Here is a 25,519-nt window from a genome sequence, read left to right as displayed (position 1 = left end):
TGAAATTTAACCGGATAATATTAAGAATAATTATTCTTATCACAATAATTCACCTTTACATTCCTTCCAAAATAGAAAACAATAAAGTTTTAAAATACTGTAATTGTAATTTGTTGAATTATAAATTATAGTTTTTTGAAAAGCAGAAAATTAATTATTAAGCTAGAGGAGGTGCATATTATATATGGCTCAAAAATTTGATAGGTTTCATAATAACAATAGGAAAATCCTTTTTGACCGGGACTCCTGGGGAATTGCTTCCATTGTTATTATTATTTGCACTTTAGTGATTTCAGCTTTAGGAATATCCTATCTCAATACCGGATTGGGAAATTTCATTGAATCTGCCTCTGGGATTTTATTTGGAATTATTTGTCTGGTATCATTCTCTATTGTTTCCTATATACTTTTACGTCTTTCCAATACATTCCCTCAATTTTTTATCATTGCCCTGGGTGGTAGTATAGGAACTATTTTAGCTTTAAGTCTTTTAGGTTTTCACCAAAAATATTTTTGGTTTTTTCCGTTTCTGGCATTTTTTGCCTGGGTTCAGTCTCTTTTTGCAGGTTGTATTTGGGTGGTGTTAACGGGGCGTCACAAGCTGGTAAAAGGATTACAAAAATTTTTATTGGTATTTAACCTTTTTTTTACCTTTCTGTTTAATATTTTTTGTATTTATTTCTTAACTCAGGATAGTATTTCCTTTTTTGCACAACAGCCTGTTGAGCCTCTGAAACCAATTTCTACAAATTTTGATTTACAAAACCCATTAGAAAAAGGATTATATAAAGTTAATGGATTTTACTATGGAAGTGATCTCAATGATGATCGTCCACAGTATGGCCTGGATAACCTGAAGTTAGTAACAGATGCTGTGGACGCTTCTTTGGTTTACCCTCAATGGAGCCGGCTTAGAAGAAAAATAATTGACTGGCAATGGAATCTGGATGTGAAAAAGATGCCGGTAAATGGCATGGTATGGATGCCTGAAGGCCTTTCAACTGCGGCACCATTGGTGGTAATTGTACATGGCAATAACCAGATGGAGAAAGCTTCCGAATCGGGTTTTTCATATCTAGGAGAACTGTTGGCAACAAAGGGTTATATTGTAGTAGCCATTGATCTCAATTTTTTAAATGATACCTGGAGAGGAAATTACAGAGGAGTTGCACTGAAAACAAAATCCTGGTTTATTCTGCAGCACTTAAAGGTATTTAGGAAATGGAATAATATTCCCGGTAATGTATTTTTTCAAAAGGTGGATTTGGAAAATATAGCCTTAATTGGGCATAGAGAGGGTGCACATGCCATTGTTAAGGCTTTTGAGTTCAATAAATTACCTTATTTCCCGGAAAATGCTGATCTTAAGTTTGACTTTAATTTCAATATCAAATCGCTTATTTCCCTGGCTCCTGTTTACCATGAATCTTATGAAATCGCCCATTTGAAGAATGTCAATTACCTGACTTGTCTGGGATCATTTGACAACAATGATTTAAGTTTTTCCGGGATTGAGCAATTTCATAAAATTTCCAGCCTGGATACTTTAGATTATTTAAAATCCATCATCCAAATTCATGGAGCCAATGGAGATCAGTTCAATAAAAACTGGGATTATGCTACTTCATTACCACCTGAAAAATGGATTTTAAATAAAAACGGGCTTTTAAGCAGTGATGAACAGCTTCGGGTAAGCGAGTTGTTTGTTACTACTTTTTTAGGTGCCACCCTGCTGAAGGATGGGAAATATTTGCCCTATTTTTATGATCAGAAAGTTGGTTTAAAATGGCTACCAGAAACCGCTTATTTTAAGAAGTTTATTAAATCCGATTTTTTTAAATTGATTGATTTTGAAGAGGATCAGGACCTAACTTCAACCACGATTCCAGATGGAAAAATTATTGCCGAAAACATTAAACTCTGGAAGGAAACCAAGGTGCATGTTTCAAAACATAAAAAAGTTGATAACCATGTGGTATATCTGGGATGGAATAACAGTTCATGGCTGCATTTGGGAAAAAGCGTAGTGGAGGATTCCCTTGCCTATTACCAAATTGAAGTACCCAAAAATATCCTTGCAAATGCCCATCTTAATGGAAACTCAGCAATTTCAATGAGTTTGGCTCAATTGAAACCCACCGCATTGAGAGCAGGAAAAGAATCTCAGGATAATAGTCCTTTAAACTTCACGATTGAACTTGAGGACAGTATTGGTATAAAAACCCGATTTACATTGAGACAGTTGGGGTATCTTTATCCGTCCTTTATAGTTCCCAAATTAAAAATTGAAAGCCTTTTGGGTATTAATTTGAAAGAAAGGGAGATTCCGGTTTTACAAACTTTTCACCTGCCTATCAACAGAATAAGGAGATTGAATCCCGAATTTGATATCAGAATTTTAAAGAAAATCAGGTTGGTATTTGACAAAAGCGAGATAGGATTAATAGTTTTGGATGATCTTGGGTTAAGCTCTGTTGAGATGGAAGAACCTGAGATATAAATTTGTTCTTTACTGAATAAAGAAATGATGAATGATAACTGGGATTTGAAAGGGAAGAAAGCTTTGGTGACAGGCGGAACCAAGGGAATTGGTTTGGCTATTTGCCAAATGTTCTTAGAAAAAGGTGCTGAGGTTTTTATGGTTTCCCGAACTCTTACAGATCTGGAATCACTCATCAAAAAACATAACAATTTATATGGAATATCCATTGATGTAAGTCAGAAGGATGCTCCTGAGAAAATCATTAAAGCCCTTCCCTCACATTGGCAATCATTGGAAATATTGGTAAACAATGTAGGGACAAATATCCGAAAAGCTACCTTAGATTATTCAGAGGAGGAGTATGATTTTTTAATGCAAACCAACCTTGCTTCTTGTTTTAGATTGACCAAAGAATGCCACTCCTTGTTGAAAAGTAGTGGTGGAGCTAGTGTGGTGAATATTTCCTCTGTAGCTGGAATTAATCACATTAAAACCGGAAGTATTTATGGTATGACCAAAGCTGCGATTAACCAGTTTTCCAAAAACCTGGCAGTGGAATGGGCAAAAGATAACATTCGGGTAAATGCGGTTGCTCCATGGTATATCAATACTCCTTTGGCACAAACAGCTTTCAAAAAGCGGGGCTATCTGGATGCTGTATTAGAGCGAACTCCCTTAGGAAGAATAGGAGAACCCAAAGAAATTGCTGCACTGGTCACTTTTTTATGTATGGATGTGGCAGGGTTTATCACCGGACAATGTATTGCCGCAGATGGTGGTTTTTCAGTAAATTCCTTCAATTAAACATCTCTATCTTTATAGCAGAGAAATTACCACCTTTCTATTAAGCTTTCAAGTCTCACAATGGAAAACAAATGCAAACAAGGTTAATTTTGTAAAACATGGGAAAAATATCTTTTGACGAAATTTCCAATTCTAAGGCATTATTTAATGCGCTTTCTAAAGCCCTGGAAGAAATTTTTGAGCAAGGAGAGGTACAAAGTATTGCTTTCTTTATCATAGAAAAGGAATTTGGATTAGACCGAACAAGAGTTTTGGCCGATTACCCTGTCAATATGGATAAAGTTCATGCGTTAGGCCATATTCTGGACAGATTAAGGGCTAATGAACCTGTACAATATATTTTGGGGGAAACCGAATTTTTTGATTTGACATTTAAGGTAAATCCCACTGTACTAATTCCCCGCCCGGAAACTGAAGAGTTGGTGAGTTTGATTATTCGGGAAAATAAGCATAAACAAAACCTGAAAATAATGGATATTGGGACGGGATCCGGTTGTATTGCTATCTCACTAGCGAAAAACCTGCCTCAGTCTGATGTTTATGCCTTAGATATTGATGAGGACACCCTTCAAACAGCTCAAACAAATGCCGATTTGAATATGGTTAAAATTTCCACCATACATGGAGATATCCTTAAAGATGAAATTTTAAAAGTTTTTCCTAAACCTGATGTGATTGTGAGCAACCCACCTTATGTACGGCAATTGGAAAAAGTGGAAATGGAGAAAAATGTACTTGAGCACGAACCTGAAAAGGCATTATTTGTACCTGATAACCAACCATTATTGTTTTATGAAAGAATCACAAAATTAGCCTCTGAAAAACTTATGTCCGGGGGGAAATTGTATTTTGAAATAAATGAAGCATTTGGTCCAGAGACTAAAAAATTATTACTTGAAAACGGTTTCAAAGATGTTGAAGTGTTTCAGGATATGCAGGGAAAAGACAGGATGACAAAAGCCATAAAATAAACAACAAATCTAATTTCAGGAATATTTCACCATTTCTCCATTCTTATAAATTACTTAAAATTAAAGTCTAAATTTTAGGTAGTTCCTTATATGTTTTAAAAAAGTTATTCTTTTTACGTAGATTATCTACGTTTTAATTTTATATTTGTACGTATTTTTACTTAAAAATAAAATGAATACGTATAATTTACGAAGTGCTAACAAAACACTAATCCTCAATACTTTTGCCTTTACACTCTGTTTTGCAGCATGGATGTTAAATGGTACCCTGGTTACCTTTCTTGTAGATAATCAGGTATTTACTTGGAGTGCTGTTCAAATTGGCTGGTTAATAGGAATTCCAGTATTAACAGGTGCAATATTCAGATTACCAGCAGGAATTCTAACTGATAAATTCGGAGGGAGGCCTGTTTTCAGTTGCTTACTGTTACTAAGTGCACTTCCAATGTTTTTGCTTTCTTATGCCAATGATTTCTGGGGTTTTGCCCTTTGTTCACTTGGTTTTGGAATGACAGGGTCCAGTTTTGCTGTAGGGATTGCTTTCACATCCATCTGGTATCCAAAGAATAAACAGGGCACAGCCCTTGGAATTTTTGGAGCTGGTAATGCGGGGGCGGCCATCACTACAATGGTAGGTCCTAAGTTATTAGATTACCTTACTGATGGTAAAACAGTTTTAGAAGGATGGAGGATAATGCCTCAAATTTATGCATGGGTTTTGGTCGTTTTTGCGGTACTTTTCTACTTCCTTACTGAAAATAAAAAACCTGTTAGCAGCACAAAAACGATAGGAGGTATGTTGCAACCGCTTAAAAATATAAGAGTCTGGCGTTTTGGGCTATACTATTTTTTAGTATTTGGTTGCTTCGTAGCTTTTGCAGGGTGGTTAGTGCCTTATTACACCAATGTTTATGCTATGGATTTAGTCACTGCAGGAATTCTGGCCTCTTGTTTTAGTTTACCATCCGGAGTGATCAGGGCTTTAGGAGGATGGCTTTCCGATAAATATGGAGCTAGAACTGTGATGTACTGGGTATTAGGAACTTCGGTGGTGGTAAGTACTGCGCTTATCATTCCCAAAATGGATATTTATACAGCAGGAAAAGGTATTATTGCCAAAAAAGCTGGAATGGTCACTGAAATTACTGCTGATTATATAAAGGTAGATAATCAGAAATATGAACTTACACAGAAAGAGGGCACAATGGAAAATGCAGACGATGAATTTCATATTTTCCCGATTAAGGAGGTTTGGCAGTCTTCAATTGTGAAAGAAGGTGATATAGTAACAAAAAAACAGCTTATTGCAGAAGGAAAAACCCATATTTACTTTCAGGCTAATGTTTGGATATTTTCCATTTTCGCTATTATAATAGGCTGTATTTGGGGAATAGGAAAAGCTGCTGTGTATAAACATATACCCGATTATTTCCCAGAGGAAGTGGGTGTAGTGGGTGGAATGGTTGGTGTATTAGGAGGACTGGGTGGATTTTTCTGTCCCATCATATTTGGATATTTGTTACAAGGCACTGGTCTCTGGTCCAGTTGCTGGCTCCTTATGTTGTTTTTAGCAGGAATTTGCCTTATTTGGATGCACAGGGTCATTCAAAATATGCTGAATAATAAATCTCCACAATTAGTTAAGGAAATTGAGGAAAGAGAGGAGACGCCTTCATCCATAAAAAAGGGAGGTTTAGTGGAAGTTTTGAAATAATACAATAATCTTAACGAAAACAAAAAAGCTCTTCAGTTGATTTGAAGAGCTTTTTTGTTTTTGAGGTATACTTCTTTCCATTAGTCAATAGAAAAGAATTCCTGGCTTTTACTTTTATGCAGGTTTCTTACCTTTTCTATATGAAGTCTGCTTAATTCTATTCCTTTTTCATCTAAAATCTGCATAAAGAAAATTTCAGAAGCTTCTGTATTTAAATCGTGATGAAAGGCAAACTCAGGCTCACTAAAATTTCTTTTTAAAACAATTTCACCCTTTGAAGTGGTAAGTAAAATTTGTAGGTTGGATTTGCATTCCTGAATTTTTACCACTAAAAATCCAGCCTCTTCCTTTGTCTCCATTGTGAAAGTTTTGCTGGAAGTTTCAGAAGCGGTAATTAAGAAATTTGAATTTTCATCTAAATAACTGTGGATGGAAAAACCTTCTCCGGATATTCTCTGATTGGATGCCTGAAGGTTTGGAGAAGTTTGTGCTGATAATGAGCTGGATATTAATATTGTTAAAGCCGTATAAATAATTTTTTTCATCTGTGTATCATTTGTTTAGGGATGAAACTGGGCAACAAAATTAAATTATAGCCTCTCTTGAGACTAAATTTAAATTCGGTTATGAACCTTTTCATCTTGTTAGTTTTAGTTTGCTATTTGGCAATTGTAAAGCTAGAGAAATATCAATTAGGATGCCTTTTAATTTCTGCCAGATGAATTAATATGTAGGTTTTGGGGAATTAAAATAGTGAAAAATTTTATCGTATTGGGTAAATGCAATTGAAGTGGTAGGTATACTAAAGCAATTGTTTGAAAAATTTTCTTAATAAGTTTTAAAGCCTTGCCATCATATCCATTAACTTTTCAAAATCTCTGGTGAGATCTCTGTAAGATTTTGAGTAATTATTGATTAAAACACTGAAAATAAGCTTTTTTCCTGATAAAGTATTGACATACCCTGTATAACCTCTAACTCTTCGGATATAACCACTTTTGGACCTGATTCTGCCATCTGCAGCAGTTCCTTTTCCCATATATTTTACTGTACCGTATTTTCCTACTAAAGGAAGTGAGTAATAATAGTACTTGGCTTCATCATTTTGATAGGTTAGTTTTAGAATTTCTGCCATCTGCCTGGCAGAGATCAAATTAAACCTGGACAGGCCACTGCCGTCTTCCAGAAAAACTCCCGTCATGTCTATTCCTTTAGCTTCCCAGTATTCCTTTATAGCTTCTTCTGCTTTGGCATTGCTTCCTTCTCCTTTTAATTTGTAGCCAATCATTTTAAAAATGGCTTCTGCAAAAAGGTTTACACTCTCAAAATTGGTTTCTTTTATGATTTCGTTGTAGGGAGCCGAATGGTGGGTGTAAATATTGATTCTGGTTTTATCAGTTTTACCGGATATTCGGCAGGTGGTGGCAGCATGAGAAACTGAAATATTTTTGGCTTCCAGGGCAAATTTTAACCTATCTGCACAGAAAAGTGCAGGATCCGGAATAGAACCTTTAATCATAAAATCACTGTAATTGGGAGGCAAGGTCCCTCTAATGTTTCTTTCATAGGAATATTCACCACCATAAATGTAAGCGTTATCCCCCGAGCCTTTTTTACCTGTAATTATCTCATTTTTAAAATTGAGTCCGGGAATTTTTGGCTCCATTCCCATAATAGTGGTTGGATCTCCCTCATTTGCTCCTGTTTTAAAAAATAACCTGTACTGATTTTCATTAATGCACAGGCCGGAAGCCCCGGCTCCATAATAATTACCCATGTCATCCCAGGTCCAGGAATCAGGGGTCATTTGTGTTTCAAAAATGCTGGCATCGCCAATTACCGCCCCATTAATTTTACGGATGCCTTTTTCAATAATTCTATTTGCAAAAAAGTCCATTAAGGAGGGCATATTATCCGAACCCAAAGTGGGATCTCCTCCGCCCCGGATGTAGACATTTCCATTCAATGTTCCATCCTCAGTAAGTACCCCGTCATATTCAAGATTGGTTTCAAATTTAAAATCTGCACCAAGCACTTCATAACCAGTGGCTGTGGTAATGGCCTTCATGGTGGAAGCAGTTGCCATTCCCAAATCAGCATTATAATCCATTAGTGGTTCATTTGTGGTAGAAGAGGTGAGATAAAATGAAAGGAGAGAACCTTTCATCTCCGGGTCTTTCTGCAAATCATCAAGGAAAACCTTCAGGTCACTGACAGTAGTTTTGGATTCAGTTATCGGAGTTTGACTATTGGAGGTTTTGAGTTGAAGTGCTGAAAAAAGAAAAATTGAAAAGAGGAGGAGATTTTTATATAACATACTTTGGATGATAGCAAGTGTTAGAATTAAGAAAAAATGGAAGTCGTTTGGTAAGGGAGAGTACAATAATAAAAAAAATAAGTGAGTGGAAAAACGAATATTATCATGAATTTCCACTCACTTGTTTATCAAAACTTTCAGCAAACGGCTTGTTAATTTTTAGCCGTTTTACTTTTTGAAAACTTACTTTTTAGTTTAACTGCCGGTACCCATATTTTGGAAACCAGGTATTTTAATGTTCCCCCTTTTTCCTTTTCAATGTGCCATTCAGTGGTTCTGGCAGCTTCTTTTCTTTCCTCTTCTAGGGTATAGGCATAGGCCGCTATTGAAGTTCTAAAAGTGCCTTCCGGAAAATTGATAGGATCGTAGCCATGAAGAGTATAGCCTCTGCACAGCATGATTGTCATCTGGTTAAAAGGAACATCTACTTCCGTTTTTTCACCAGTCCTTTTGTCTTCTAATTTCAGTTCACCACCGTATTCCTTCTTCCAATCTTTATTTAAATACAAAAGCAGGTTGAGGTTTCTGAACCAATTTGGCTCAAGTGGGTGATAATTGAAATCTGCATGCATATCCAGAAAGCTTCCTGTTTTGCCCTGATGAATTCCCCCTCCGTAAAACTTCTGATCTACAAATACATCTTCATTGGTGATATAGGAAAGCAATTTCTGGAATCTTTCAGAAACTAAATCCTGATATAATTCCTCGAATTCCTCACCCATTTCCCTGAATTTCGATTTTTCGAATTTGTTTTTGGCAAAAATATAATCAGCACTTTTGGTTTCTATTTCCGGAATTTTGGCAAAGAGCTGCTCTATTTTTTCCTGATAGCAAAAATCTTTTATTCCCAGATGAGGAAAAGGTTTTGCATTTAAAAACTGTTCCCTCAATGCTTCTTTATTAGCCTCAATTAATTCGAAATTTATCATGATTGTGCTTTTTTAATTTTAATAATGCCAAAGCCATTTAAAATTTTAATAATAATATAGGCTGGATCAATTTCAAACCATTTAACCCCAAAGTTAGCCCTGCCTCCGTATTTGTGGTGGTTATTGTGATAACCCTCACCAAACATAAGAAAATCAAAAGGCAGTATATTTTTAGAAGTGTCACTCACTTTGAAGTTGACATAGCCAAACTTATGGGCAAACCAGTTGATTACCGCTCCATGTACAGGACCCATAATATAGTGAATGGGAAGTAACAAAAACATCCACCAATGTGTGGCAAATTGGATATAAAATAAAGTATAGAAAACTCCCCATCCTATTTTTGAGAACCATGAAGAAGCGAATTTATCAAAGGCTTTCCAGTTTGGAACTCCTTTTTTGTATTGTTCTTCTACCGGATACTGGTCTTTTTTAATTGCTGAATAAATGGTTTTGGTATCCCACATCATGGAAAATAAATTATCCGAATATTTTGGTGAATGTGGGTCTTTTTCGGTGTCTGGATAGGCATGGTGAAGCCTGTGCATCACACCATAGCCATAAGGACTGAGATAAGAAGAACCCTGACAAATCCATGTGATTACATAAAATACTTTTTCCCAGGTTTTGGACATGGTAAAGGATTTATGTGCAGCGTACCGATGTAAAAAGAAAGTCTGACAAAAAAGTGAGGCATACCAATGCCAGATAAAAAAGGCGATTATGATCATTTATTTTTTATAAAATGTTAGTAATTAAAATATTTAGGCAAAATGGAATACTTTCAACTTTTCAGTTAAAAAGTATTTAGTGAGTTATTTTTTGTAAAGTTCTAAAATAAAAACAACAATCCTTACTCAGGCAAATTGTATTTAGTTGAAACCAGAAAATTTCTGATTTATTCGGGAATTGTCCTAAAAATATAATCCCAAAGTCGGGTAGATACTCCAAAAGCTTTGTCCGGATATTTGTAATGGTGCAAAGCGTGAAATTTCCAAAGTGTCTGTAAAGGCTTAAATTTAGGTGCTTTATACCTGTGTTGGGCATAATGCAGAGTAATATACAACATGTACCCAATGAGAAAGCCTGGGAAAAAGCCAAATGCATAATTTCCCATTATCAACCAGAATATTCCGAAAATAAGGGAAACTAAAATGATAGCCGGAAGAGGAGGCATAGCCAGCCTTTTGGCATCTCTTGGATATTGATGGTGAATGCCATGACCCATGTGCTGAACGTTTTTTAGCCAATTCCAGTTGGTCTGACAATGATATACTCCCCGGTGCACCCAATATTCTGTGAAAGTCCACATCAGAACGCCTGCTGCAAATAGGCCTGTTAATTGTAATGTTGTGAGTCCGATTTTGCTGTAACCCAGATAAAGGACTGTAGTGGCAATAATTGTGTGCATAATCACCGGTACTTCTAAAGAGGTTCTGGTGAGTTTTTCTAATAATTTATTGTTGAAAAGTCTTCCTCTTTCAGTTTCATTTTTTCCATCAAATCTGGGTTGGAGGTGATCTGGTATTGTTGGATGTGCCATAATTCAGTTTTAAAAAATTTCAATTTTTTCTCAAAACTAAATGTGAGGTATAAATCATCCCATGATAAAAATCAGGTTTGATCCACCTGAAATTATTCACCCATCTGATCTTTTTTGAACTTCTCGTACATATCCGGGCGCCTGGTTTTTGTTCTTTCAAGCGATTTATTTAATCGCCATTCCTGAATTTTAGCTTCATTACCGGAAAGCAGGATATCAGGCACATTCCAATCATTGTATTGCGCTGGCCTTGTGTAAACCGGAGGGGCAAGTAAACCATCTTGAAAAGAATCGGTAAGAGCCGAAGTTTCATCGGAAAGGACCCCGGGTAATAATCGGATAATGGCATCTGAAACAACTGCAGCAGCCAATTCTCCACCAGAAAGTACAAAATCACCAATACTAATTTCTTTTGTTACTATATGCTCTCGAACTCTCTCATCAATGCCTTTATAATGTCCGCAAATAATGATTAAATTCTTTTTTAAAGATAGCTGGTTAGCCATGGGCTGGTTAAAAGTTTCTCCATCCGGAGTCATATAAATAATTTCATCATAAGTTCTTTTCGCCTGAAGTTGTTCAATACATTTGGCTATTGGCTCGATCATTAATACCATACCAGCACCTACACCATAGGCATAATCATCTACCTGTTTGTGTTTATTGATACTATAATCCCTTAAATCGTGAATATCTACATTTACCAACTCTTTGGTTTTTGCCCGATGTAAAATAGACTGATTAAACGGACTTTCTAATAATTTTGGAAGACAGGTGATGATATCAATCTGCATCATATTTTATCTGAATATTTTTCTAAAACCCAAAATTAAGAAATTAAAAGTGCAGGTTAGTAAGTAGTTGGACAGAAATAATAACCTTTTAATTTGTCAAACCTGGTGGATATTAAAAAAGGACTGGTACTTACTTAGAAATTTATCCTATTTTAGCTGTCTATTTATTTAATACTATAACCAAAATATAATGACAATAAACCATGTGGCCATTTGGACCAGTCAACTGGAAGAATTAAAAGCTTTCTATGAAAAATATTTCCAGGGAAGGTCCAATGAAAAATATGTGAACACTAAAAAAGGATTTGAGTCCTATTTCATTACCTTTAAAGAAGGAGCGAGTTTGGAATTAATGAGAAGAGTAGGAATGAACGAACAGGATAAAGATGCTGAAAAATTTTATTCGGGTTTTACTCATATGGCATTTTCTGTAGGAAGTAAGGAAAAAGTGGATGAACTGACAGAAAAAATGGTGAATGACGGATTTAAAAAACTGGATGGACCAAGAACTACCGGAGATGGTTTCTACGAAAGCAGCATCGTTGATCCAGATGGAAATATTTTAGAAATAACCGTTTGAGATAAAAAGGGGAGTCCGGGTGTGCTCACCAGAAAAAAATTAATGATAATTTAAAGCTCTGGAAACGAAAAAATCATTTTCAGGAGCTGCTGTGCACCACAAAAGTATTTATTTTGGCGAATGATTCTCGAAAAATAAGTAGGAGTACTAATGAGAAAAAAGAAATTACCAACCATCCCATTACTAAAAAAAGATCCCTTTGGTAATTATATTATTCTAAAAAGATTTTTGATTGGTGTGGTGGGGGCAGTGACCTACCCAAGGTTTGCCCTGACCAATTCTATGAAAATTGAGGGAACAGAGCATATTGAAAATCTCCCAAATACCAATGTCATTTTTCTATCAAATCACCAGACTTATTTTGCCGATGTCATTGCCTTCTACCATATTTTTTGTAGTGTAAAATGGCATTTTAAAAACACCATCAATTTTCCCCTTTATCTGCTCATGCCCAGAGTTAATAATTTTTATGTAGCTGCCGAAGAAACGATGAAGGATGGTGGAATGATTCCCCGGATTCTGAGCTATGCAGGAGCCGTAACCATAAAAAGATCGTGGAGAGCGAAGGGGCAAAATGTAAATCGAAATGTGGATGAAAATGCTTTCGATAAAATAAAAATGGCTCTCAAACAAGGTTGGGTAGTCAGTTTTCCACAGGGAACCACAAGCCCTTATGCACCAATAAGAAAAGGAACGGCTCATTTGATCAAACAACTCAACCCTATTGTGGTGCCGGTGGTGATTAACGGATTCAGACGGGCATTTGATAAAAAAGGACTTTTTTACAAAAAAAGGGGGGTAAAACTGGAAGTGAAATTTAAAGCGCCCATTGTGTTTCCCGATAATCTTTCCATAGATGAAATAGTGGAAACAGTGAGGGAAATAATAGAGCAAAATCCGGAAGAACATAAAAAAAATCCTGAAGGCTAGCCCTCAGGATTTTTATATGGCTTGTCATGAAAAAGCATTAAAAACGCTTTTCTCCGTTCATCCTCGTTTCTAGCCTCGAATATTGAAAATTAATCAAACGTATGGTTTCCACACTAAACTACTTCAATAAAGGATGAAACATTTTTGGCTAATCAATTACTAAAAACTCATTTTATGATAATGCTGTATATAAGCAAGACCGCCTTCAAAATTAGTGTGGGAAAGACTACTAGATACGGGAGATTTTTTTCAAGTCCCAAGTGGGAAAATATTGCAAATACCTTCCTTACTTGCTCGGAAGACCTTTTTGAAGGCAAGATTTTTTCGTCTATTTTTCATCGACTGGAAAAATAGACAAAAGCTAATTCATNATGCTTTGCTTATAATTTAGTATTGAAATTTTGGGTGAAAGGTCATTAATAAAATTAAAAAAGTTGCGAAAACTCCCAAAAATTTGCTTTCGCAACTTTTTTAAATTTTTAATATTCTACCCTACAAACGAGGATGATAAAAATTTATAATTTTATGCTTATTTCCTAATCAAAATACCAAACTCTCTCTCAAAACCATTGATTAACTTGTTCATGGTTTTATCAATCTGTTTGTCATTAAGTGTTTTGGATGGATCTTGTAAAATAAAACTTACCGAATAAGATTTTTTACCTTCACCCAAATTATCTCCTTCGTAAATATCAAACACATTGATACTTTTCAGGATATTTCGCTCTGCTCTTAAAGCAAAGTTTTTGATCTCATTGAAAGTGAGTTTTTTGTCCATTACCAGAGATAAATCTCTTCTCACTTCAGGAAATTTCGGGATTTCACTGTAAATAATTTTGGGATTGAATTTTTTAAGCAAATAATCCCAATCCACTTCTGCATAAAAAACTTCCTGACCTATACCTGATTTTTTAGCCAGTTTTGCATTTACTTTCCCAACTTTGGCTACTTCTTTTTGATTGATTTTGTAAATCAAACCATAATCCCAGCCGGCCTCTTCAAGTACCTCAGTACTTAATTGCTGATCGAAATTCATTTTGGCAAAAAGCGCATTCACAATAGCTGAAAGCGAGTGGAAACTTACAGGATTAGTTTTAGCCCTCCAGCTTTCCTGAGTTTCAGCTCCAGTCACGAAAATAGATAGCCAGCTATTTTCAGTATAGTTATCCTCTTTTTTGTGATAAGATCTGCCAAACTCATACAACTTTAGATCTTTCTGTCTTCTGTTGATGTTATAGGCTAAAACTTCCAGTCCCGAAAACAAAAGCGTTTGACGCATCACACCCAAATCTTCACTCAGGGCATTTAAAATCACTACATCATTTTCTGAAGAATAGCTAACCAATTCTTCTACATAGCTTGCTTTTGTAAGCGAGTTGGTCATCATTTCCTGAAATCCTGCTCCTGAAAGCATTTGGGAAATATCTCCTTTAATTTTATCAGGATCAACCTGTGGAAATTCCGCCAGATAATCAGCATTCAGATTTTCCGAAACTTCAATATTATCATAGCCATAGATCCTTAGAATTTCTTCAATTACATCGGCTTCTCTTTGCACATCCACCCTGTAGGGAGGAACTGCTAATTTTAATCCAACCTCAGATTTGGAGACAATTTCAATATCCAAACCAGTCAGTATTTTCTGTATTAAGTCCCTGTCTAATACTTTTCCAATAAGCCTGTCTACATTTTTGTATTTTATATCTACTTCAAAGCTTTGGATGGGATTAGGATATAAATCAGTAATTTCTGAAGAAATGTTTCCACCAGCCAGTTCTATAATTAAGTTGGCTGCTACTTTCAAAGCCTTTACGGTTCCATTAGGATCAATACCCCTTTCAAACCGGAATGCAGCATCTGTTTTTAAAGTATGGTACTGAGAACTTCTTCTGATGTAAGCAGGATCGAAATAGGCACTTTCCAAAAAGATACTGGTAGTACTTTCAGTTACCCCAGATTCCACTCCTCCAAAAACTCCGGCAATACACATGGGCTCTTCCGCATTGCAAATCATCAGGTCATTGGCTGATAATTTCCTTTCCTCTTCATCCAAGGTGGTAAATGAGGTGCCTTCCGGAAGTGTTTTTACAATTACCTTATTGCCTTTGATTTTTGCTGCATCAAAAGCATGAAGCGGTTGCCCCAAACCATGTAAAATATAGTTGGTTGCATCTACCACATTATTGATAGGTGCCAAACCAATGGCTTTCAATCTGTTTTTTAACCAGTCTGGAGATTCTTTTACCTGAATATTATTGATGGTTACTCCCGCATATCTCGGGCAGGCTTCTTCATTTTCCACCACTACTTCGATTGGAAGTTCATTGTTGCTTTCAGGCAAGGCTTCATTACCTACAGATTTAAGCGGTCGATCAAGTAGAACTTTTAAATCTCTGGCCACACCATAGTGTGAAGCACCATCCACCCTGTTTGGCGTAAGCCCAATTTCCAGCACATAGTCCGACTGTAACTGGAAGAATTCAGCAGCAGGCGTTCCATTTGGCAAGTCTGTATCGAGAACCATAATGCCATCATGACTTTCTCCAAGCCCGATTTCGTCCTCTGCGCAAATCATTCCCAAAGAAACTTCCCCTCTTATTTTTGCTTTTTTTATGACAAATGGATCACTTCCTGCAGGATATAGTGTTGCTCCTACTGTGGCTACCACCACTTTTTGTCCTGCAGCTACATTAGGCGCCCCGCAAACAATAGGGGATAATTCTTCTCCACCAATATCCACCTTGGTAATACTTAACTTATCGGCTCCGGGATGCTTTTCGCAAGCCATCACTTCACCAATTACCAACCCTTTCAACCCGCCTTTCACCGATTCAAATTCTTCAACTCCTTCTACTTCCAGTCCACTGCTGGTCAGTAATTTATCAAGTTCTTCTGGCGATTCAGTAAGTTCAATATATGTTTTTAACCAATCTATTGAGATTTTCATTATGCTTTATTTTTGCCTCCATTTATTATGGAGTTTTCTTGAATTTAAATTCAAGTCCAACGGACTATTAATTTCCCAAAAACCGCTACTTTACAATTTTAAAAGTGCTGTTTTTAATAATGAGTCGCAAAAATAATAGAAATATGAGATTCTTGTATACGAAACCCAAATTGCTTGGAGAAAACATAAAATTTTTACTTTGAGAGCTTTAGATTTCAGGTGAATGCCTTTTGTGAAAATTTCTGTCAGTCGATGGCTTGAATGAATTCGTAGTCAAACAAAAGAGCAAAATCCAACTCACCATTTTTATCGAAATAAGATTTTTTAGTGCAGTATCCTTTGTCATCATAACTGAGCATATACTTTTGGAGTAAGCTTCCATTATTATCAAAGTATTCCAGTGTTTCCAGTTGATTACTGGCATTATAATCCATTTTTAGCAAAGTCTTCGATTGGGTTACCGGGGCTACGTAGTCGAGATTTGCTTCCCACTCTTCTGTATGAATATGAGTGATAGAAGAAGGAAGCCCATAAGCATTATATTCAATTTCAAAGTTGTTGATTTTTCGGTTTGTAGTGGAGGGATTTTCAACCGTATTTATTGTGGAGTTCGATTGGAAGAATCTGGTATTTGTCCAGGTTTCCGGTTGTTTTTGCTTGTTTAAAATGATTTTTGTTTCCACCGTACTTTTCCCTCCTTCCTCAATCCTGTCAACTTTAAAATAATTTTCGTTTGCCTGAACATAATTAAGCCTGTTGGCAAACCCGTTTTCTTCCACAAGTTCCTTCCTTTTTCCCAAAGCATAGACCTCAGGTTGATTTAAGTATAAAAATACTTCCTGATCTATCAACCATTCATAACTTACCAGCCACTGAATACTTTTGGCATAAAAGTCACCGGAAAGTCCTGTGGTATTTTCAAGGGTTCTATTGTGTTTTAAAAGTGACCACTTCCCTTTTATCAGTGATAGAAATCTAGTTACTGGAGGGGCAATTTGTTTATCTTGAGTTTTACTATTATCAATGATTGGGTTGAATATTTTCAGGGATGTCTCCTCCACATTGAATTTTCCACTTTCTTCAAATAAAATGGTGCCAATTTCAAAGTTATGGGATGCTTGAAATGGTTTGAAAGCAATAGAGACATTTACTGATTTCACTTGCAAATTTTCGCCATTAGCTACATCAATATTATCGTCCAAATCATTTAGCGAACAAGAAAAACAAAGGCATAAAACAGCAAGTACTGGCATTGAAGCCAGGTATTTTGATTTTTCCATGGAGAAAGAGGGTTTTTGTGAAAGTTTGAGAATGCGTTGGGTGATCGGAATGTAGGCAAATGCCTGCCCTAATAATGGTCTTTTTTTACTGGCTAATTCAAGTAATGTGTGGGTATATTTTCTTTTGCTTTGATTTATTACGCTTTGTTGATCAGCAAAATACTCGTGTTCATTTTGCAGGGATTTTCTGAATAAGCGGAATAGGGGATTAAACCAAAAGATGACCTGTAAAATTTCCAAAATCAATAAATCAACACTATGCCATTGCCGAATATGCACCAGTTCATGTCTAATCAGGGTTTCCTGAGTTCCGGTGGGAAATAATGTTCGGTTGAAGAATACATAGTTGAAAAAGGAGAAAACCCGTTTTTCATTGCCATTCAATTTTACTTCAATAAAACCCTTCTGATTTACTTTTTCATTCTTTTTGATCAATCTGAAAATTCCCAATAATCTGAATAGCAATGAAATAAGAAAAATTCCAAATCCAGAAAAGTAAAGTATTGATAGCCAGTTGTTTTTGAAGAGAGTAGTTGTTTGTCTTTCTTCTGGGGCACTTTCCTGAATAAATGGCATTTCGGTAATTTCATCAATCTTATTTAGTTGATCTTTATTCTTTTGAGGAGGTACGATTTTGTTTTCAGAATTCTTGCCTGATTCCAGTTGGAAATCTTCAATCGAGTGGACCAACTTATGTAGCTTTTCAGCATCAGAGCCTATTTGTATCTGAAAGATTTGAATAGGTAAAACAAGGGAAAATAAAATGGCGCCAAGCAAATAAATTCTGTTCCCCTGGAAAAAAGTTGTTTTCCTAAAGTAAAACTGATAGGGTAGGTAAAGGCAAACCAGACATATAGCTGATTTGAGGGAATAGTACAAAAATTCGGTCATTTCCTGTTGGATAAATTAAAAAAGCCCTGATACGGCAATTCGGTAATAAATTCTATTTAAGGCTAATATAAAACTGAAAATTAAGTTTTACAACTAAAATATAAGTTTTGTAACTTAAGGTTAAGTTTTTTTGATGAGATCTTTTTGAAATCCAAAACAAAAGACCGCCAATTATTACCGCTTAATTTGTAGCCCGAAAGCTTTTAATATGTTTCTCGCCAATACAGATTTATGCACTTCATCCGGTCCATCGTAAATTCTGGCCCCTCTTTCATGTCGGTACCAAAAAGAAAGCACTAAATCATCGGTAAGTCCCAATGCGCCATGGGTTTGAATGGACCTGTCCAGTACTTTCTGTAATATATCGGCTACATAAAACTTGATAGTGGAAATTTCATTTCTCACAGCTTTGGCGCCAGATTTTTCCATTTCAAGGGCTGTATGTAAAACCATCAGTCTGGCAGCATTTATTTCAGCCCTGCTTTCCGCAATCCAGTTTTGAATGGATTGTTTTTCACCAAGTTTAACTCCGGGAGAAAGTTCCCTTTCCACTGCGCGCTTACACATCATTTCAAAGGCTCTTTCACATATCCCTATCCACCGCATGCAATGGTGAATTCTTCCAGGGCCCAATCTTTCCTGTGCCAAAGCAAATCCATGTCCTTCTTCTCCAATCAGATTTTCCAAAGGTACTTTGCAATCTTCATATTGGATTTCAGCATGACTTAAATAACCGCTTCCCTCTTCTCCCATTATGGAAATATTTCTGATTAAGTTGAAGCCAGTTGTTCCCGTAGGGACAATGATTAAGCTTGCCCTTTTGTATGGATTCGGTTCATTCGCATTGGTTACAGCCATCACAATGGCAAAGGAAGCACCGTCTGCAGCTGTGGTGAACCATTTATGTCCGTTAATGGTATAATTTCCACTTTCTTTTATGGCTTGTGTCGCCATAAGTACCGGGTTAGAACCGGCAAATTCCGGCTCAGTCATAGAAAAACAACTTCTGATTTCCCCATTGATCAAAGGTGTTAAAAATTGCTCTTTTAGATATGCTGATCCATGATGAAGCAGAACCTCCATATTGCCAATATCAGGGGCCTGACAATTGAATACATAGTGACCCAAAGGAGTGGTGGCCAACACTTCACTAATTTGGGCAAACTCTACCAGGCTTAAACCAAGTCCTCCCAGGCTCTCGGGAAGATGTGGATTCCACAACCCGGCTGATTTTACTTTTTCTCTCAGGCTATTTAATACAGGTTCAGATTCCTGGAATGATTTAGAAAGTATCCCACTTTCAAGCGGAATAATTTCTTCCTTTACAAATGCCTGAATTTTAGGAAGAATGGATTGAATTTTTTCAGTTTGGAATAAGGTTGTCATTGGAAAGAGGGATTAAAAATTTATCTATTTCTGAAATTAAGAAAAAAAATTAACTTAAAAGTAGTGTATAAAGCTTAGGGTATGATTTACTTTTTATCCTATTGGATTATACCAGACCTTTTCCCACCCACGGATTTTAAAATTTCTTGTTAAAAAAGCCCTATATTCAACATTGTTAGTTTACTTTGCCATGCAAAAATCACTATTGAGTCAGTTACACGCCTTTCATTCGGATTAAAAATCGATGAAACAGTCCATGACTGAATTATTCAGGATTATCATCAAATAAATATGAAAAACATTTGTGGCATATCATGGACTGAATCACAAATTTTAAACAGATGAAAATAATTATTGCAGGGGCAGGAGACGTTGGTTTCCACCTCACCAGATTACTCGCCAACGAAGAGCACGATATCGTTCTTATCGATACCAATAAAGATAAATTACAATATGCCTCAGATCATCTTGATGTGGTAACTGTGAGAGGAAAATCTACTTCTCATTCTGTGCTTACTGCTGCCAATGTGAAAGAAGCCGATTTGTTGATTAGCGTAACCTCATTTGAGGAAAACAATTTGCTTACAGCTTTAATTGGCAAGCGGATGGGAGCCAAAAAAACCATTGCCAGGGTAAGTAATACAGAGTTTTTAATTGATAATCAGAAATGGGACATGCAATACCTTGGGGTGGATGAAATTATTTCACCTGAGGCACTGGCATCCAAAGAGATTAAAAGACTTTTACAGGAGTCTGCCATAACCGATATTTTCGATTTTGAAAGGGGAAAACTATCGCTAATAGGTATTAGTATTGATGATGGTGATTTATTGCACAATAAAACCCTGGAAGAAACAGCTCACCTCAATCCCGGATTTAATTTTATAACTGTTGCCATACTCAGGAATCAGGAAACCATAATTCCAAGAGGGGATACCCGGTTTATGGTGAATGATCACGTGTATTATATTGCCCTGCCGGATGGAATAGAAAGGGTGTTGAAACTAACAGGGAAAAAGCGATCCAAGATTAAGAATATAATGATTTTGGGTGGTAGTAAAGTCGGCTTTCACACAGCCAAAGGCTTAAGCGAAAAATACAATGTGAAGTTGATTGAGAAATCGAAGGAAAAGAGTTTTGAGCTGGCTGATACGCTTGATAAAACCATGGTCATTAGTGGTGATGGAAGAGAAGTAGAGCTGCTGGAAGAAGAGGGAATTGAAAATATGGATGCTTTTATTGCCCTTACCGGAAATTCTGAAACAAATATTATTTCCAGTTTGGTGGCTAAAAATCACGGTGTTCCGAAAACCATAGCGCTGGTGGAAAATATGGATTATATCCACCTTTCTCAGAATATCGGGGTAGATACTATGATCAACAAGAAACTTATTGCAGCAAGTTTCATATTTCGGTATATCAGGGAAGGGCAGGTAATCGCTATTACCAGTATTCACGGGGTGGATGCTGAAATACTGGAATTTGTGGTTGGTAAGGATTCGAAAATTACTAAAAAGCCACTGAAAGATCTTCAGTTTCCCAAAACAGCTATTGTAGGAGGAGTGATAAGAGATGGCAAAGGGTTCATCACTATGGGTGACTTTTGTTTTAAAGAAAACGACAGGGTAGTTGTGCTTTCCAGGCCAGAATGTATTCATAAAGTAGAAGGATTCTTTAAATAAAATTTTAAAATCAGGGCTAAGCGAAAAGAGTAGATTTTAATGAGATTTAATTTTAAAATAATTGTCAGCATTGTAGGGTTGCTACTCATTATCAATGGCCTTTTTATGATCCTTTGCCTTCCATTTTCCATTTATTTTAATGAAGGGGACTGGAAAGCTTTATTGGTTTCTGGTTTACTGACCTATGCAGTGGGTTTTACCACCTGGTTCCGCTACAAAGATTCGAAAGAGAAAGAATTAAAGAAAAAGGATGGATACCTAATTGTTACCCTTGGATGGGTGGTGATGTCGGCATTTGGGGCTTTGCCTTTTCTTTTCAGCGGAGCCATTCCCAATTATACTGATGCTTTTTTCGAAACTATTTCCGGGTTTTCTACTACAGGTGCATCAATTTTAACAGATATCGAGTCTGTTCCTAAAGGAATTTTATTTTGGAGGAGCCTTACCCAATGGATAGGTGGGATGGGAATTATTGTGCTTACTGTGGCTATTTTGCCTCTTTTAGGGATTGGTGGCATGCAGCTTTTTGTAGCAGAGGCTCCGGGAATCAGTCCGGATAAATTAAAACCCAGAATTCAGGCTACAGCTAAACGATTGTGGTATGTATATGTCTCCCTTACCATATTAGAAACCGTCCTGCTTATGTTAGGAGGAATGTCTTTTTATGATGCCATAAACCATAGCCTTACCACCATGGCAACTGGAGGCTTTTCTACTAAAAATTCCAGCGCAGCAGAATTTTCTCCTTACATCCAATATGTGTTGATTTTTTTCATGTTTATGGCAGGAACCAGTTTTACTTTAAACTACTTTTTGTTTAAAGGAAAGCTTAGAAATATCTGGAAAAATGAAGAATTCAGGTATTATGGAGTGATCACCCTAGTTTTCTCGGCATTAGCTGCGATTACACTTTATTTTACTACCGATAAGGGAACAGAAGAGGTGATTAGAGAGGCTTTGTTCCAGGTGGTTTCTGTAATCACAACCACTGGTTACGCCTCAGCAGATTACCTACAGTGGAGTCCCTTCCTCATTTTTATGATCCTGATTTTAATGTTTATTGGAGGCTCGGCAGGTTCTACCTCTGGAGGGGTGAAAATCGTGAGGCATGTGATTTTACTCAAAAACAGTTTGCTCGAACTCAAAAGACAACTTCATCCTTCTGCTATTCTTCCGGTACGGTTTAATGGAAAGGCTGTGGCGCAAAATATTACTTACCATGTGCTGGCTTTTATATTTATCTATTTAAGCATATTTGCTATCGGCACGTTTGTGATTGCTGCCACAGGGATGGATTTTGAAAGTTCAATCGGTGCGGTGGCTACGAGTTTAGGAAATATTGGCCCAGGTTTGGGAACCGTTGGCCCTGTTTCGAACTTTGCCGATATCCCGATGGTTAGTAAATGGATTTTAGCCTTCTTAATGTTGTTGGGCAGATTGGAATTATTTACTGTTTTGATGTTGTTCACCCCATTTTTTTGGAAGAAAGTATAAAGCATAAACCCCGGACATTTCAGAAAAATTTTATAACTTCTATGATCAAAAAGTCCACCTGGCTTCACCTTCGAATCCCCTTTTCGTATTTCTTGTTTCCTGTCTACTTTTTTTCCTTAAGTGTAATCCCCGAACTTAATTTTTGGGATTTAATCATTTCCTTTTTGGCAATTCATCTGTTTTTATACCCAGCGAGCAATGGCTACAATTCTTATTTCGATAAAGATGAGGGAAGCATTGGGGGCCTGGAAAAACCACCTCCTGTGGACAAGGAACTCTATTATACCGCCCTGTTATTTGACTTATTGGCCATTTTGATTGCACTTGCAGGAGGTTGGCAATTTGCATTGGCTTTATTTATTTATGGGCTTGTTTCCAAAGCCTATAGTCATGATAAAATCAGGTTGAAAAAGTTTCCTGTAGTCAGTTGGGTGGTAGTTTCTATTTTTCAGGGAAGTTTTATTTTTCTTTCTGTTTATCAAATGTTTACAGAGGAAAGCCTGGTGGAAATATTCCAAAATGAAGGGGTGGTGTGGCCAGCCCTGCTCAGCACGGCTATGCTAATGGGTTCTTATCCCATGACTCAGGTTTACCAGCATGAAGAAGATGGAAAAAGAGGGGATTTAACCATTAGTCGAATGCTGGGGATAAGGGGCACTTTTATTTTTACCATGGTATTCTTTTCATTGGCTATGGGAGGATTTGCCTTTTTCTATGTGAATTGGTTTGAGGAAATTTATGCCATTGGACTCTTTGCAGGCCTTTTTCCAGTACTGATTTATTTCCTCTATTGGTTTTGGCAGGTGTATAAGAACCCAAAGAAAGCAGACTTTAAATCTACCATGAGGCTGAATTTTATTTCTGCAACTTGTTTCAACTTATTCTTTTTTTCCACAATTTTGGCCAGACATTTAGTGACTGTTTAAAGTTTAACCTTTTGGTTGCAATGTGCAATCCAGGGAACTGGATTTCCCAAGCTGACATTTTTCGCCATAAAAAACAAAATTTAAACAGGCACTTAGCGTAATTCAATCAGGAATTATTTTTTAAACTTTATTTTTTACCTGTACGACCTGAGTGGAAGGAATTTTAGATTATTTTATTTATACTGAAAACAGGCCACTGTTATTTACCCAGGCTATTTTTTGGGGATTTTTTGGAGTGCTCATGCTAGTGTACCAATTAATTTATCCCTACAGAAATGTCCGAATAACGCTACTTACATTATTTAGCCTTTATTTCTATTATTTATCAAGTGGCTATTATTTTACCCTGTTATTATTTTCTACCCTGGTAGATTATTATATAGGAAATGCCCTTTTCAAATCCGAAAATCCTAAGAAAAGGAAAATATTGGTTACACTAAGTGTAATTGTGAACCTGAGTCTTTTAGGGTATTTTAAATACACTTACTTCTTTACAGATAATTTCAACAACCTTTTCGATACGGACTTACAAACCACCAATTACCTGGCATTAACCCTGAACAGCATTTTAAAACTGGGGATGGATGTTGGGAAAATTTTCCTCCCAGTGGGGATTTCTTTCTACACTTTCCAGACTATCAGTTATTCGGTAGATATTTACAGAAAAAAATTAGAGCCTGTAAAAAGCCTGGTGGATTTTGCCTTTTACGTCAGTTTTTTTCCACAGCTAGTGGCCGGGCCAATCGTAAGAGCTTCCGATTTTGTTCCCCAAATTTATAAAGAATATAAACTCTCTAAAGACGAGTTTGGAAGGGCTGTGTTTTTAATCCTGAATGGACTGGTAAAGAAAATATTCGTTTCAGATTATGTATCTGTAAATTATGTGGACAGGGTTTTTGCCAATCCCGATAGCTTTTCAGGCTTTGAAAACCTGATGGCGGTTTATGGTTATTCCATACAGATTTATTGTGATTTTTCCGGATATACTGATATAGCCATCGGGGTGGCTTTGTTGCTGGGGTTTCGGTTGCCACTGAATTTCAATAGTCCATATAAGGCCACCAATATCACTGACTTTTGGCGAAGATGGCACATTTCTTTGTCTACCTGGTTGAGGGATTATTTATATATTTCCCTTGGCGGAAATAGGAAAGGGCAAGTTCGAACCTATGTTAACCTATTGATTACTATGCTATTAGGAGGGCTTTGGCACGGAGCTCATTTGAGGTTTATCGTATGGGGGGCTTTGCATGGAATCGCTTTGGCCTTTCACAAAATGTGGATGGAAATATTTAAGCCAGGTAAAAATGAATCTTTTATTTCAAGACTAATTGCAGGGTTTATCACTTGTCATTTTGTAGCCTTTTGCTGGATATATTTCAGAGCAGATACATTTGCAGCAGCAAACACAGTGATCAGTCAGATAGCTACAAGTTTTCATCCTGAGTTGATTGGTGAAATGGTTTTTTCCTATAAAAATGTTTATGGTGTCATTTTATTTGGGTTTATTATGCACTGGTTGCCCGGAAGCTGGAAAAATTATGCATCAATCACTTTTAATAGAATTCCGGATTATGCCAAAGCGACTATTATTGTAGTGATCATTTTGGTGTTGTTTCAGGTGAAATCCTCAGAACTCCAGCCTTTCATTTATTTCCAGTTTTAACTATACATTTGCACGGATTTTGGGAAATCAAATTCCATATTAAAAGGACCTGGTGTTTGAAATTTTTAATTACTGTACAATTACGCTGTTTAAATTTCAAAAAATATTATATCTGGTTCTGAAAAAAGAACTATTATTTAATTTTCAAATAGGAATTTTTTTTCTCTAAATTAGCTGAAATTA

The 25,519-nt window shown here is 36.5% G+C and carries 19 protein-coding genes; 10 read left to right on the top strand and 9 right to left on the bottom strand.

What is annotated here, in order from left to right; translation table 11 throughout:
• Positions 1 to 184 precede the first annotated feature (184 nt).
• From A3EM_RS0117200 to A3EM_RS0117185, 4 genes are all read left to right on the top strand, one after another.
• Complete coding sequence (locus tag A3EM_RS0117200) at positions 185 to 2,500, top strand: alpha/beta hydrolase (RefSeq protein WP_020529474.1); 2,316 nt, start codon at positions 185 to 187, stop codon at positions 2,498 to 2,500.
• A 24-nt stretch (positions 2,501 to 2,524) separates the two neighbouring features.
• Positions 2,525 to 3,286: an SDR family oxidoreductase gene (locus tag A3EM_RS0117195; RefSeq protein WP_342663060.1), complete on the top strand. Its 762-nt coding sequence runs from the start codon at positions 2,525 to 2,527 to the stop codon at positions 3,284 to 3,286.
• A gap of 98 nt (positions 3,287 to 3,384) precedes the next feature.
• On the top strand, positions 3,385 to 4,257 hold the full coding sequence (gene prmC, locus A3EM_RS42725) for a peptide chain release factor N(5)-glutamine methyltransferase (protein ID WP_020529472.1): 873 nt from the start codon (positions 3,385 to 3,387) through the stop codon (positions 4,255 to 4,257).
• A 172-nt stretch (positions 4,258 to 4,429) separates the two neighbouring features.
• A complete protein-coding gene (locus A3EM_RS0117185) occupies positions 4,430 to 5,971 on the top strand; it encodes an MFS transporter (protein ID WP_044238669.1) in 1,542 nt (513 codons plus the stop codon).
• 80 nt (positions 5,972 to 6,051) lie between these two features.
• Here A3EM_RS0117185 and A3EM_RS0117180 read toward each other — a convergent pair whose 3' ends face one another.
• The 6 genes from A3EM_RS0117180 to trmD form a co-directional block, all read right to left on the bottom strand.
• Positions 6,052 to 6,516 (bottom strand): hypothetical protein, encoded by a 465-nt coding sequence (locus A3EM_RS0117180; RefSeq protein ID WP_020529470.1) that lies wholly within the window; start codon positions 6,514 to 6,516, stop codon positions 6,052 to 6,054.
• A gap of 293 nt (positions 6,517 to 6,809) precedes the next feature.
• A complete protein-coding gene (dacB, locus tag A3EM_RS42720; RefSeq protein ID WP_020529469.1) occupies positions 6,810 to 8,288 on the bottom strand; it encodes a D-alanyl-D-alanine carboxypeptidase/D-alanyl-D-alanine endopeptidase in 1,479 nt (492 codons plus the stop codon).
• 152 nt (positions 8,289 to 8,440) lie between these two features.
• Positions 8,441 to 9,217 carry a 2OG-Fe(II) oxygenase gene (locus tag A3EM_RS0117170; RefSeq protein WP_020529468.1) on the bottom strand — a complete coding sequence of 259 codons (777 nt, stop codon included), beginning with the start codon at positions 9,215 to 9,217 and terminating at the stop codon, positions 8,441 to 8,443.
• Positions 9,214 to 9,948 (bottom strand): acyl-CoA desaturase, encoded by a 735-nt coding sequence (locus A3EM_RS0117165; RefSeq protein WP_026210366.1) that lies wholly within the window; start codon positions 9,946 to 9,948, stop codon positions 9,214 to 9,216. The genes A3EM_RS0117170 and A3EM_RS0117165 overlap by 4 nt, the downstream gene beginning before the upstream one ends.
• 167 nt (positions 9,949 to 10,115) lie before the next feature.
• Positions 10,116 to 10,760 (bottom strand): sterol desaturase family protein, encoded by a 645-nt coding sequence (locus A3EM_RS0117160; RefSeq protein WP_020529466.1) that lies wholly within the window; start codon positions 10,758 to 10,760, stop codon positions 10,116 to 10,118.
• Positions 10,761 to 10,852: 92 nt separating this feature from the next.
• Positions 10,853 to 11,554, bottom strand: coding sequence for a tRNA (guanosine(37)-N1)-methyltransferase TrmD (gene trmD / locus A3EM_RS0117155; protein ID WP_020529465.1), 702 nt, complete (start codon positions 11,552 to 11,554; stop codon positions 10,853 to 10,855).
• A 190-nt stretch (positions 11,555 to 11,744) separates the two neighbouring features.
• Here trmD and A3EM_RS0117150 point away from each other — a divergent pair, with 190 nt between their 5' ends.
• Both A3EM_RS0117150 and A3EM_RS0117145 read left to right on the top strand, forming a co-directional pair.
• Positions 11,745 to 12,134 carry a VOC family protein gene (locus tag A3EM_RS0117150; protein ID WP_020529464.1) on the top strand — a complete coding sequence of 130 codons (390 nt, stop codon included), beginning with the start codon at positions 11,745 to 11,747 and terminating at the stop codon, positions 12,132 to 12,134.
• Positions 12,135 to 12,284: 150 nt separating this feature from the next.
• Entirely contained in the window at positions 12,285 to 13,064 is a 780-nt protein-coding gene (locus A3EM_RS0117145) for a lysophospholipid acyltransferase family protein (protein ID WP_020529463.1), read from the top strand.
• Positions 13,065 to 13,593: 529 nt separating this feature from the next.
• Here the strand turns inward: A3EM_RS0117145 and pheT are convergent.
• The 3 genes from pheT to A3EM_RS0117125 all read right to left on the bottom strand — a co-directional run bounded on the left by pheT (position 13,594) and on the right by A3EM_RS0117125 (position 19,568).
• Positions 13,594 to 16,011, bottom strand: a complete 2,418-nt coding sequence (gene pheT / locus A3EM_RS0117135; protein WP_020529462.1) for a phenylalanine--tRNA ligase subunit beta — start codon at positions 16,009 to 16,011, stop codon at positions 13,594 to 13,596.
• Positions 16,012 to 16,256: 245 nt separating this feature from the next.
• The gene (locus A3EM_RS0117130) at positions 16,257 to 18,182 is read right to left on the bottom strand and encodes a M56 family metallopeptidase (protein WP_020529461.1); all 1,926 of its coding nucleotides are present in this window, start codon (positions 18,180 to 18,182) and stop codon (positions 16,257 to 16,259) included.
• Positions 18,183 to 18,356: 174 nt separating this feature from the next.
• Positions 18,357 to 19,568: an acyl-CoA dehydrogenase family protein gene (locus A3EM_RS0117125; RefSeq protein WP_020529460.1), complete on the bottom strand. Its 1,212-nt coding sequence runs from the start codon at positions 19,566 to 19,568 to the stop codon at positions 18,357 to 18,359.
• 341 nt (positions 19,569 to 19,909) lie between these two features.
• On the opposite strand from A3EM_RS0117125, the gene trkA reads away from it, so the two are divergent.
• From trkA to A3EM_RS0117105, 4 genes are all read left to right on the top strand, one after another.
• Complete coding sequence (gene trkA, locus A3EM_RS0117120; RefSeq protein ID WP_020529459.1) at positions 19,910 to 21,250, top strand: Trk system potassium transporter TrkA; 1,341 nt, start codon at positions 19,910 to 19,912, stop codon at positions 21,248 to 21,250.
• A gap of 39 nt (positions 21,251 to 21,289) precedes the next feature.
• Entirely contained in the window at positions 21,290 to 22,744 is a 1,455-nt protein-coding gene (locus A3EM_RS0117115) for a TrkH family potassium uptake protein (RefSeq protein WP_020529458.1), read from the top strand.
• Between the two features lie 41 nt (positions 22,745 to 22,785).
• The gene (locus A3EM_RS0117110; protein ID WP_026210363.1) at positions 22,786 to 23,670 is read left to right on the top strand and encodes a UbiA family prenyltransferase; all 885 of its coding nucleotides are present in this window, start codon (positions 22,786 to 22,788) and stop codon (positions 23,668 to 23,670) included.
• A gap of 151 nt (positions 23,671 to 23,821) precedes the next feature.
• Entirely contained in the window at positions 23,822 to 25,336 is a 1,515-nt protein-coding gene (locus A3EM_RS0117105; RefSeq protein WP_020529456.1) for an MBOAT family O-acyltransferase, read from the top strand.
• Positions 25,337 to 25,519 lie beyond the last annotated feature (183 nt).

Origin of the sequence: Flexithrix dorotheae DSM 6795 (genome assembly GCF_000379765.1) — a bacterium.
Taxonomy (GTDB): Bacteria; Bacteroidota; Bacteroidia; order Cytophagales; family Flammeovirgaceae; genus Flexithrix; species Flexithrix dorotheae.
The sequence above is the reverse complement of the archived record's forward strand: the minus strand, read 5'-3'. Positions and strand labels throughout refer to the sequence as shown.

Excerpts from the sequence above, each read along its gene's own strand:
- A3EM_RS0117170 (WP_020529468.1), bottom strand. The coding sequence starts at position 9,217 with ATGATAAATTTCGAATTAATTGAGGCTAATAAAGAAGCATTGAGGGAA.
- dacB (WP_020529469.1), bottom strand. The coding sequence starts at position 8,288 with ATGTTATATAAAAATCTCCTCCTCTTTTCAATTTTTCTTTTTTCAGCA.
- A3EM_RS0117145 (WP_020529463.1), top strand. The coding sequence starts at position 12,285 with ATGAGAAAAAAGAAATTACCAACCATCCCATTACTAAAAAAAGATCCC.
- A3EM_RS0117125 (WP_020529460.1), bottom strand. The coding sequence starts at position 19,568 with ATGACAACCTTATTCCAAACTGAAAAAATTCAATCCATTCTTCCTAAA.
- A3EM_RS0117185 (WP_044238669.1), top strand. The coding sequence starts at position 4,430 with ATGAATACGTATAATTTACGAAGTGCTAACAAAACACTAATCCTCAAT.
- A3EM_RS0117110 (WP_026210363.1), top strand. The coding sequence starts at position 22,786 with ATGATCAAAAAGTCCACCTGGCTTCACCTTCGAATCCCCTTTTCGTAT.
- pheT (WP_020529462.1), bottom strand. The coding sequence starts at position 16,011 with ATGAAAATCTCAATAGATTGGTTAAAAACATATATTGAACTTACTGAA.
- A3EM_RS0117200 (WP_020529474.1), top strand. The coding sequence starts at position 185 with ATGGCTCAAAAATTTGATAGGTTTCATAATAACAATAGGAAAATCCTT.
- prmC (WP_020529472.1), top strand. The coding sequence starts at position 3,385 with ATGGGAAAAATATCTTTTGACGAAATTTCCAATTCTAAGGCATTATTT.
- A3EM_RS0117180 (WP_020529470.1), bottom strand. The coding sequence starts at position 6,516 with ATGAAAAAAATTATTTATACGGCTTTAACAATATTAATATCCAGCTCA.
- A3EM_RS0117160 (WP_020529466.1), bottom strand. The coding sequence starts at position 10,760 with ATGGCACATCCAACAATACCAGATCACCTCCAACCCAGATTTGATGGA.
- trmD (WP_020529465.1), bottom strand. The coding sequence starts at position 11,554 with ATGCAGATTGATATCATCACCTGTCTTCCAAAATTATTAGAAAGTCCG.
- A3EM_RS0117115 (WP_020529458.1), top strand. The coding sequence starts at position 21,290 with ATGAGATTTAATTTTAAAATAATTGTCAGCATTGTAGGGTTGCTACTC.
- trkA (WP_020529459.1), top strand. The coding sequence starts at position 19,910 with ATGAAAATAATTATTGCAGGGGCAGGAGACGTTGGTTTCCACCTCACC.
- A3EM_RS0117130 (WP_020529461.1), bottom strand. The coding sequence starts at position 18,182 with ATGACCGAATTTTTGTACTATTCCCTCAAATCAGCTATATGTCTGGTT.
- A3EM_RS0117150 (WP_020529464.1), top strand. The coding sequence starts at position 11,745 with ATGACAATAAACCATGTGGCCATTTGGACCAGTCAACTGGAAGAATTA.
- A3EM_RS0117165 (WP_026210366.1), bottom strand. The coding sequence starts at position 9,948 with ATGATCATAATCGCCTTTTTTATCTGGCATTGGTATGCCTCACTTTTT.
- A3EM_RS0117195 (WP_342663060.1), top strand. The coding sequence starts at position 2,525 with ATGATGAATGATAACTGGGATTTGAAAGGGAAGAAAGCTTTGGTGACA.